Annotated in this window: 11 protein-coding genes; 5 read left to right on the forward strand and 6 right to left on the reverse strand. The window is 72.3% G+C overall.

Annotated features, from left to right (window positions below; genetic code table 11):
- The first annotated feature begins 32 nt into the window (after positions 1–32).
- The gene (locus QMK61_RS09205; RefSeq protein WP_302071898.1) at positions 33–1643 is read left to right on the forward strand and encodes a glycoside hydrolase family 17; all 1611 of its coding nucleotides are present in this window, start codon (positions 33–35) and stop codon (positions 1641–1643) included.
- Here the strand turns inward: QMK61_RS09205 and QMK61_RS09210 are convergent.
- The 5 genes from QMK61_RS09210 to QMK61_RS09230 all read right to left on the reverse strand — a co-directional run bounded on the left by QMK61_RS09210 (position 1542) and on the right by QMK61_RS09230 (position 5284).
- A complete protein-coding gene (locus QMK61_RS09210; RefSeq protein ID WP_302071899.1) occupies positions 1542–1958 on the reverse strand; it encodes a hypothetical protein in 417 nt (138 codons plus the stop codon). The genes QMK61_RS09205 and QMK61_RS09210 overlap by 102 nt on opposite strands.
- On the reverse strand, positions 1955–2752 hold the full coding sequence (locus QMK61_RS09215) for an endonuclease/exonuclease/phosphatase family protein (protein ID WP_302071900.1): 798 nt from the start codon (positions 2750–2752) through the stop codon (positions 1955–1957). Before QMK61_RS09215 ends, QMK61_RS09210 begins: the two co-directional genes overlap by 4 nt.
- 58 nt (positions 2753–2810) lie before the next feature.
- Positions 2811–3479: a thiol:disulfide interchange protein DsbA/DsbL gene (locus tag QMK61_RS09220; protein WP_302071901.1), complete on the reverse strand. Its 669-nt coding sequence runs from the start codon at positions 3477–3479 to the stop codon at positions 2811–2813.
- A gap of 75 nt (positions 3480–3554) precedes the next feature.
- On the reverse strand, positions 3555–4424 hold the full coding sequence (locus QMK61_RS09225) for a thiol:disulfide interchange protein DsbA/DsbL (protein WP_302071902.1): 870 nt from the start codon (positions 4422–4424) through the stop codon (positions 3555–3557).
- Positions 4425–4477: 53 nt separating this feature from the next.
- Positions 4478–5284, reverse strand: a complete 807-nt coding sequence (locus QMK61_RS09230) for a c-type cytochrome (RefSeq protein WP_302071903.1) — start codon at positions 5282–5284, stop codon at positions 4478–4480.
- A 104-nt stretch (positions 5285–5388) separates the two neighbouring features.
- Here QMK61_RS09230 and yihA point away from each other — a divergent pair, with 104 nt between their 5' ends.
- Positions 5389–6006 (forward strand): ribosome biogenesis GTP-binding protein YihA/YsxC, encoded by a 618-nt coding sequence (yihA, locus tag QMK61_RS09235; protein ID WP_302071904.1) that lies wholly within the window; start codon positions 5389–5391, stop codon positions 6004–6006.
- A 21-nt stretch (positions 6007–6027) separates the two neighbouring features.
- Here the strand turns inward: yihA and QMK61_RS09240 are convergent, their stop codons facing one another.
- A complete protein-coding gene (locus QMK61_RS09240) occupies positions 6028–6519 on the reverse strand; it encodes a GAF domain-containing protein (protein ID WP_302071905.1) in 492 nt (163 codons plus the stop codon).
- 60 nt (positions 6520–6579) lie between these two features.
- Here QMK61_RS09240 and QMK61_RS09245 point away from each other — a divergent pair, with 60 nt between their 5' ends.
- From QMK61_RS09245 to QMK61_RS09255, 3 genes are all read left to right on the forward strand, one after another.
- Entirely contained in the window at positions 6580–7272 is a 693-nt protein-coding gene (locus QMK61_RS09245) for a TMEM175 family protein (RefSeq protein WP_302071906.1), read from the forward strand.
- 4 nt (positions 7273–7276) lie between these two features.
- On the forward strand, positions 7277–7954 hold the full coding sequence (gene bioD, locus QMK61_RS09250; protein WP_302071915.1) for a dethiobiotin synthase: 678 nt from the start codon (positions 7277–7279) through the stop codon (positions 7952–7954).
- A gap of 62 nt (positions 7955–8016) precedes the next feature.
- Complete coding sequence (locus tag QMK61_RS09255; protein WP_302071907.1) at positions 8017–8367, forward strand: hypothetical protein; 351 nt, start codon at positions 8017–8019, stop codon at positions 8365–8367.
- The last annotated feature ends 95 nt before the right edge of the window (positions 8368–8462 follow it).

An 8462-nucleotide genomic window follows, 5' to 3' on the forward strand; every position in this document is an offset into this window, starting at 1 on the left:
TGGCGCGCCATTCGTCGAGCCAAGGGAGCGGCATGTCGCCCACGTCCAGCACCACGCTTCGCGACGCCTGGCCGGCCTGGCTGCTGCTGGTGCTGGCCGCCGGCGCGGGCCTCGCGTGGTGGTGGTGCGCGGGGCGCCCGGTGGCGTTGCCGGACGCGCCGTCGGCGCGCATCGCTTGCGTGTCGTACGCGCCGTACCGCCTGCCGGGCGAGACGCCGTACGACCCGCGCGCCTTCATTCCGCCCGCGCGCATCGAAGCCGACCTGCGCGTGCTGTCGCAGCGCTTCGACTGCGTGCGCACCTATTCGCAGGGCCAGGGCCTGTCGGCGGTGCCGGCGATCGCGCAGCGCTACGGCATGCAGGTGCTGATGGGCATCTGGCTGGGCCGGGACCCGGTGGCGAACGCGCACGAGATGGCGCTGGGCATCGCCAACGCCCGCGCGCATCCGCAGGCGTTGCGCGGGGTGATCGTGGGCAACGAGGTGCTGCTGCGCGCCGAGTTGTCGCCCGCCGCACTGGCGGACGACATCCGCCGGGTGCGCGCGGCGGTCCCCGCCCAGGTGCCGGTGAGCTACGCCGACGTGTGGGAGAACTGGCTGCGCTACCCGCGGATGGCCGGCGTGGTGGACTACCTCACCATCCACATCCTGCCGTACTGGGAGGACGACCCGGTGGCGCCGGAACACGCGGTGCGCCACGTGGCCGAGGTGTACGCGAGCATGCAGCGCGCGTTTCCCGGCAAGCGGGTGATGATCGGCGAGACCGGCTGGCCCAGCGAGGGCCGCCCGCGCCGCGCCGCGGTGCCCAGCGTGGTGAACGAGGCGCGCTACCTGCGCGAATTCCTCGCCTACGCCGCCACGGTGAAGATGCCATACAACGTGATCGAGGCCTTCGACCAGCCGTGGAAGCGCGTGCAGGAGGGCACGGTGGGCGGCTACTGGGGCATCTTCGACGTGCAGGCGCGGCCCAAGTTCCCGATGCGCGGCCCGGTGGTCGAGGTGGCGCGCTGGTGGCTGGGCTGGCTGGCGTCGGCGGCGGGCGCGCTGCTGTTCCTCGTGGTGGGCGCGGTCCGGCGGAACTGGCGCGGCGCGCGCGGCTGGGCGGCGCTCGCGCTGGCCGGATCGGCCGCAGGCGCCGCGCTGGCGTGGCAGGTGCGGCAGATGCTGTACGCCTGCGCGAACGGCTGGGAGTGGCTGGTGGCGATCGCCGCCTGCGTGCTGGCGTTGTTCGTCGCGCTGCGGCTGGCGCGCGCGGCCGCCGCGCGCTTCGCCGGCGCCGTGGCGCCGGCGCCGTGGCTGGGCTGGCGCCTGGCGACGCTGTTCGCGCTGGCGCTGTACGGCCTGCTGGAGGTGTTCGATGGCCGCTACCGCGATTTCCCGCTGGGCCTGTTCGCGCTGCCTTGCGTGGGCTACGCGCTGCTGGCGCTGCTGCGGCGCGAGGCGTCGGCACCGTCGCTGGAGCAACGCTTCCTGGCCGTCGTCGCGCCGCTGCTGGGCGCGGTGATCGTAGCGCAGGAACTTTGCCAGAACGTGGTGGCGTGGCTATGGCTGGCGCTGTGCCTGGGCGCCGCCGCGCCGGTCTGGATCGACGGGCGTCGCGCCCGCCGACTGGCAGCGCAGCAGCACCAGGCAACCGACCAGTAGCGCCGGCGCACCGCCGTCCGCGCAATACATCACCAGCGCGAACGCGCCCAGCGCCGCGGCCAGCCAGGCCACGGCGGCGCGCCGCCACAGCAGCGCCAGCGCGGCCGCGGCCAGCGCGGCCCAGCCGTAGGCGTAACTGAGGAAGCCGCGTACCGCCAGCTCGCGCAGCGGGCACCAGGCCGGGCCGCCGGCGGCGCAGCGGTGCGCCAGCGCGGGCGGCTGCACCAGGCCATAGCGCAGCCAGGCCGCGAGCAGGCCCGCGACGACGACCAGCAGCCACGGCAGCGCGCGCCGCGCCAGCATGCGCGCGCTCATGCGCGTCGCCCCTGCGCCGGCATGGCCAGGCTCACCTCGGCGGCCAGCGGCAGGTGGTCGGAGAAAGCCTGCGGCAGGGTCCATACCTTTTCCAGCGTGATGGTGGGCGAGGTCAGGATGTGGTCCAGCGCCTTGCGTGGCTTCCAGCTGGGGAAGGTGGGCGTGGGTTGCGCCGGCGGCCGCAGGTTGCTGCGGGCGAACAGGTGGTTCATCTCGGCGCTGTGCGCGTCGGTGTTGAGGTCGCCCATCAGCACGGCGCGCGGATGGTCCTGCAGCACCTCGGCGATGAAGGCGAGCTGGCGCGCGCGCGCCGGCGCGCTCAGCGAGAGGTGGGCGATCATCACCGCCAGCGCGTCGTCGCCCTCGCCGAAGCGCGCCAGCAGCGCGCCGCGGCCGGGGATGCGGCTGGGCAGCGGGTAGTCGATCACCGCGCGCGGCTCCAGCCGGCTGATCAGGCCGTTGGCGGAGTGCGCCAGCCGCGCCATCGGCCGGTTCGGCTGGTGGCTCCAGTACGGCATGCCGGCGGCTTCGGCCAGGTAGCGGGTCTGGTTGAGGAAGCCCGAGCGCAGGCTGCCGGCGTCGGCTTCCTGCAGGCCGATCACGTCGAACTGCTGCAGCAGCGCGGCCAGCCGGTCGAGGTTGTCCAGCTTGCTGCGGCCGGGCAGCACCGCGCTGAGGCTGCGCGTGACGTACTCGCTGTAGCGCTGCACGCTGGCGCCGGCGAGAATGTTGCAGCTCAGCAGGCGCAGCCGCGGCCCGGCGGCGGCTGCAGGGGCGGGGTCGGGCGGGTTCATCGGCTCACGGTACCTCGCGCCGGTCGTGCCCGGCGTGAACGCGCGCGCGGCGGCGGGACTACCTGCCGCCCTTCGCGGCCAGTTCGCGCTGCACCAGCCACTGCGTCATCGCCACCAGCTGGTCGTAGCTGGCGATGTGGTTGCTGCGGTACTTGCCGTTCACCACGATGGTGGGGGTGCCGTCCACGCCCCATTTCTGGATCAGCGCCAGATCGGCCTTCAGCGCGGCGGTGGCCTGCGGCGAGTTGGCGATGCGCAGGAACTCGGCGCGGTCGACGCCTTCGCGCGCGTAGAAATCGGCCAGGTCGTCCAGCGAGTTCAGCGGGTAGTGCTGGGCGAACTTCTCCACGAACAGCTTCAGGTGGGTGCGCGGCACCACGCCGAGCTTGTCGGCCGCATAGTAGGCGCGGGCGTAGGGCAGCCACTCGTCGCTGAACGGCGCCGGCAGCAGCTTGAACGCCACGCCGGCCGGCAGCGACTTGCGCAGCTTCTCGGCGTCGGGGGCGAACTGCGCGCAGTGGATGCAGCCGTAGGAGAACACCTCCACCACCTCGACCTTGCCTTCCTTGCCCAGCCGCTGCTGTTGCGCGGCGGGCAGGGTGACGTACTCCTTGCCGTCGGTGTACGGCGCCGGCGCGTTGCCGGAGTTGGAGGCGCCGCAGGCGCCGGTCAGCAGCAGGCCGCCGAGCAGGGCCAGCGTGCGCAGGGAGGCGAATCGCTTCGACATCGGGGGTTCTCCACGGCCGGCGGCGTGCCGCCGGCGTGCATCGGAATGGCGGCGGCGGGGTGCCGCGCCGCAGGCTTACTTGCCGGCCGTTTCCTTCGCCACCAGCCACTTGGTCAGGGCGATGGTGTCGTCGTAGTTCTTGCCGGCGCTGATCGGGGAAAGGCGGTACTTGCCGTCGACCACGATGGTGGGCGTCGAGTCCGCGCCCAACGCCTTGATCAGGTCATCGGCGCGCTTCATCTGCGTGTTCACGGTAAAGGAGTTGGCCACGCCGACGAACTGCTTCGGGTCGACGCCGTACTTGGCATAGAACTTGGCCACGTCGTCCAGCGTGGGCCAGGCCGACTTCGGCTTGGGCTGGCCCAGGGTGAGGTCGTAGGTGGCCAGCTCGCCGGTCTTCCACACCGCGTCGAACATCGCGTCGTAGGTCTTGTCGGCCACGCCCAGCGCCTTGGCGGCGTAGTAGGCGCGCTGGTACAGCGGCCAGTTCTCTTCCGGATGCCACGAGGCGGGCAGGTATTCCACCACCACGTTGGCGGGCATGCTGGCGACCAGCTTGTCCATGATCGGATGGAAGTGGTTGCAGGCCGGGCAGCCGTAGGAGAACACCTCGGTGACCACGATCTTGCCGGGCTGGTCGGTGGGCTGCGCGGGCTGGATCAGGAAGTAGTTCTTGCCCTCGACCCACTTGCCGTCGTCCACGAACGGCTCGGCGGGCGCGGGCGGGGGCGTCGGTGCGGCGGCGGCCGTGCTGCCGCTGGCGGCGGGAGTGGCGTTGCCGGTGCTGGCGGCCGGGGCCGGCGCGGTGCTGGCGGCGGGCGCCATGGCGGGCGCGGTGGCGGCCGGCGCGGGCGACGCCGGGGCGGCGGCCTGGTCGCCGGAGTGGCTGCTGCAGGCGGCCAGCGCGAGCAGCGCGGCACACAGGAACGGCAAACGCTTGGACATGGATGACCTCGGGATCGATGCCGCCGCGGTCGGCCCGCGGCGCGGGATGATGCTTACTTCGGCGCGGCCGCGGAGGCGGCGTCCGGCGTGGCCGCGTGCAGGCCTTCGATGTAGCTGGCCACCGCGGCGATGTCGTGGGCGTCGAGCTTCTGCGCGATCGCGGGCATGATCTGCGCATGTGCGTCGGTACCCCAGCTGGCGCCGTCGTGCCAGGCCTTCAGCTGGGCCTCGACGTACTGCGCGTGCTGGCCGCCGAGGTGCGGGTACATCGCGCCCGGGTTGCCGCTGCCGTCGATGCTGTGGCAGGCCATGCAGGCGGGGATGCCGCGCTTGGTGTCGCCTTCGCGGTACAGCTTCTCGCCCTCGGCGACCAGCGCCTGGTCGGCCACGCCGGGCAGCGGCTTCTGGCTGGCGAAGTAGGCGCCGATGTCGTGCATGTCCTGCACCGACAGCGGCGAGGCCATGCCGAGCATGATCGGGTTCTGGCGCTGGCCGCTCTTGAAGCTTTCCAGCTGGCGCACGATGTACTGCTCGCTCTGGCCGGCCAGCTTGGGGTATTGCGGATCGGCGGAGTTGCCGTCCATGCCGTGGCAGGCGCCGCAGGCGGCGGCCTTGCCCTGGCCGGCCTTGGCGTCGCCCGGCTTGGCCTCGGCATGGGCGTCCGCCACCGGCATCGCGCTGGCCGCCGCTGCAGCGGGAGCGGCGCTGGCCGCCGCGGCCGGCGGGGTGGAACTGGCGGGGGCGGGAGCCTTGGCCTGGCCGGTGGCGCCGTGCGCCAGGACCCCGCCGGCAGCCAGCGCAAGGACGAAAGCGACTGCACTGACTGCAACAGGTCGAGAACCGGCAGGCCGAAAACTCATACACTTGTCTCCAGGAGTACTGCTTGTGGCTGCGTGGCGCGCGTACGCGCCCATGGCTGGCAGAATCCCCGGATTATCCCCACGCCACCGCAACCGGTCAAACCATGTCCAACCCGCTCCAGGGCGCGCAATTCGTGCTCGCCGCACACCGCATCAGCCAGCTTCCGGCCGACCAAGGCGCCGAGGTGGCGTTCGCCGGGCGCTCCAACGCGGGCAAGTCCAGTGCGCTGAACGCGCTGACCGGCCAGCGCGGCCTGGCGCGCACCTCGAAGACGCCCGGGCGCACCCAGCAGATGGTGGCGTTCGCGCTGCCGTCGCCGCAGGGCGGCGAACCGGTGCGGCTGATCGACCTGCCCGGCTACGGCTACGCCAAGGTGCCGGAGGAATTGCGCGAGCACTGGAAGCGCGAGATCGACGCCTACCTGCACCACCGGCAGAGCCTGCGCGGCGTGGTGCTGATCGCCGACATCCGCCATCCGCTGAAGGAGTTCGACCGGATGATGCTGGACTTCTGCTTCGCCACGCAGCTGCCCTGCCACCTGCTGCTGACCAAGGCCGACAAGCTGTCGCGCAACCAGGCCGCGCAGGCGCTGGCGGCGGTGCGCAAGAGCTTCGCCGACGGCCTGCACGCCACCGTGCAGGTGTTTTCCTCGCAGGCGGCCACGGGCGTGGACGAGGCGCGCGCGCGCGTGGCGGAGTTGCTGCGCACGCCGCGCGGGTAAAGGGCCTGACGGCTCCGGGGCTCAGCTGGCGAGCGCGGCCATGAACACCGCGCACAGCGCCTCCATGCCGGCGCGGTCGTCCTCGTCGAAGCGCGCGGTTACCGGGCTGTCCACGTCCCACACGCCGAGCAGGCCGCCGTCGGCCTTCACCAGCGGCACCACGATCTCCGACTGCGAGGCGGCGTCGCAGGCGATGTGGCCGTCGAAGGCGTTGACGTCGCGCACCAGCTGGGTCTGCCGCGTCTGCGCCGCGGTGCCACACACGCCCCGGCCCAGCGCGATGCGGATGCAGGCCGGCTTGCCCTGGAACGGGCCGACCACCAGCTCGTTGCCGTCGTACAGGTAGAAGCCGGCCCAGTTCAGTTCGGGCAGGCTGTGGAACACCAGCGCCGAGAAGTTCGCCGCATTGGCGACCAGGTCGCGCTCGCCGGCGAGCAGGCCGCGCGCCTGGCGCGCCAGGTCTTCGTAGTGCTCGCGCTTGCTGGCGTAGGTGGCGGACTTCAGTTCGAACATGGCGGTACCCGCGGCGGCGAAGCTGCGTATTATGCGCGCACGGGGAAGGGAGGGACGCGCATGAGCCTGGTGGAACACCGCGAAGGCATCGAGGCGGGACGGCTGGACATGTTCGTGGACGGCGCCTTCGCGTTCACGCTGACCCTGCTGGTGATCGGTCGCGACGCGGTGCCGGCCAGCGCGCAGGAACTGCTGCGCATGCTCGGCGGCATTCCCGCCTTCGCCGCCAGCTTCTCGATCATGGCGTTGTTCTGGCACGGCCACGTGCGCTGGCGCAGGCACAACCTGCGCGCCGACGGCGGCGGGCTGTTCCTGTCGCTGCTGCTGGTGTTCTTCGCGCTGATCTTCGTCTACCCGCTGCACATGATGTTCGCCAGCCTGTTCGGCGCGATCGACCTGGGCGGCCGGCCCGACGGGTTCGCGCTGAGCGAGATGGGCAACCTGCGCGCGCTGTACGTCTGCTACGGCGTGGCGTTCACCTGCATGGCGGGCACGCTGGCGTTGCTGTTCCGGCATGCGGCGCGGGTGGCGCAGCGCGAGGCGCGCTCGCCGCTGCACGCGCGGCTGGAACAGCAATCCTGGCTGGTGCCGACCGTGCTCGGCCTGCTGTCGGCGCTGCTGGCGCTGGCCTTGCCGGCATCCGCGCCGCCGCTGCTGTGGTCGCTGCCCGGCTGGCTGTACATGCTGATGTTCCTGATCGGCCCGCTGACCACGCGCTTCCGGCGGCGGCATGGCATGGACGCGCTATCCTGAACGGATGAAGCGCACGTATTTCGTCGCCGGCACCGACACCGGCATCGGCAAGACCCACGCCTCCTGCACCCTGCTGCACGCGCTGCGCGCGGCCGGCCACGCCGCCTGCGGCATGAAGCCGGTGGCCAGCGGCTGCATGGAAACCCCGCTCGGCCGCCGCAACGAGGACGCGCTGGCCCTGCTCGCCGCCGGCGGCGAGCCGGTGCCGCCCTACGTGCGGATCAACCCGGTGGCGCTGGCCGAGCCGCTGTCGCCGCACCTGGCGGCGGCGCACGAGGGCGTGACCATCGCGCTGCCGCCGCTGCGCGCCGCGTTCGATGCGCTGTGCGTGGACCACGACGCGGTGGTGGTGGAAGGCGTGGGCGGCTGGCGCGTGCCGCTGGCGCCGGGACTGTTCGCGTCGGAGATCCCCCGGGCGTGGCAACTGCCGGTGATCCTGGTGGTGGGATTGCGGCTGGGCTGCCTCAGCCATGCGCTGCTCACCGCCGAGGCGATCGTCGCCGACGGTTGCCGGCTGGCCGGCTGGATCGGCAACCGCATTGATCCGGCGATGGACGCGGCGGAGGAGAACATCGCCACCCTGCGCGAACTGCTGCCTGCGCCATGCCTCGGCATCCTGCCGCACGGCACGGCGCCGGCGCAGGCGGCCGCCGGGCTGGACCTGGCCGCGCTGGCCGGTTGAACGCATTCACGCCCGGCATGCCGCCGCGTGCGCATGCTGGCGACGACCTGCAAGGAGACGCCATGGCCAGCCGCAACCATTACTACCTTTCCATCGACGACCTGGCACAGGCGCGCGGCCGCGAGCCCGCGCTGAGCTGGGATGGCGCCGGCCCCGGCGACTTCGCGGCGGCCCTGCAGGAAGCGCTGCGCAGCCCGGCGCTGTTCGAACGCTGGCGCGCGCTGCAGCCCGAACCGGACGAGGTCGATCCCGCGCTGGGCGCCACCGACGCGCAGGCGCAGGCGAACGCGCGCGTGGCCGACCTGCGCATCGACGTGGATGTGCTCACCAGCCTGCCGATGAACCTGCTGCGGCAGCGCCTGAACTGGCTGATCGGCACGCATTGGCAGCTGCGCGACGTGCGCGCGGCCTGAGAGCCTTATATGGACGCCTCCCGGCCTGGCAAGAGCCGCTTGGATGAGATGGAAGCCAGCGAGCAGCAGTCTTATATCCGGCCTGTGATGCAGGC

The sequence above is a fragment of the Fulvimonas sp. R45 genome (assembly GCF_030504985.1).
In the GTDB taxonomy this organism is placed as follows: domain Bacteria; phylum Pseudomonadota; class Gammaproteobacteria; order Xanthomonadales; family Rhodanobacteraceae; genus Rhodanobacter_A.

Excerpts from the sequence above, each read along its gene's own strand:
- QMK61_RS09205 (WP_302071898.1), top strand. The coding sequence starts at position 33 with ATGTCGCCCACGTCCAGCACCACGCTTCGCGACGCCTGGCCGGCCTGG.
- QMK61_RS09210 (WP_302071899.1), bottom strand. The coding sequence starts at position 1,958 with ATGAGCGCGCGCATGCTGGCGCGGCGCGCGCTGCCGTGGCTGCTGGTC.
- QMK61_RS09245 (WP_302071906.1), top strand. The coding sequence starts at position 6,580 with ATGAGCCTGGTGGAACACCGCGAAGGCATCGAGGCGGGACGGCTGGAC.
- QMK61_RS09220 (WP_302071901.1), bottom strand. The coding sequence starts at position 3,479 with ATGTCGAAGCGATTCGCCTCCCTGCGCACGCTGGCCCTGCTCGGCGGC.
- QMK61_RS09215 (WP_302071900.1), bottom strand. The coding sequence starts at position 2,752 with ATGAACCCGCCCGACCCCGCCCCTGCAGCCGCCGCCGGGCCGCGGCTG.
- yihA (WP_302071904.1), top strand. The coding sequence starts at position 5,389 with ATGTCCAACCCGCTCCAGGGCGCGCAATTCGTGCTCGCCGCACACCGC.
- QMK61_RS09240 (WP_302071905.1), bottom strand. The coding sequence starts at position 6,519 with ATGTTCGAACTGAAGTCCGCCACCTACGCCAGCAAGCGCGAGCACTAC.
- QMK61_RS09230 (WP_302071903.1), bottom strand. The coding sequence starts at position 5,284 with ATGAGTTTTCGGCCTGCCGGTTCTCGACCTGTTGCAGTCAGTGCAGTC.
- QMK61_RS09225 (WP_302071902.1), bottom strand. The coding sequence starts at position 4,424 with ATGTCCAAGCGTTTGCCGTTCCTGTGTGCCGCGCTGCTCGCGCTGGCC.
- QMK61_RS09255 (WP_302071907.1), top strand. The coding sequence starts at position 8,017 with ATGGCCAGCCGCAACCATTACTACCTTTCCATCGACGACCTGGCACAG.
- bioD (WP_302071915.1), top strand. The coding sequence starts at position 7,277 with ATGAAGCGCACGTATTTCGTCGCCGGCACCGACACCGGCATCGGCAAG.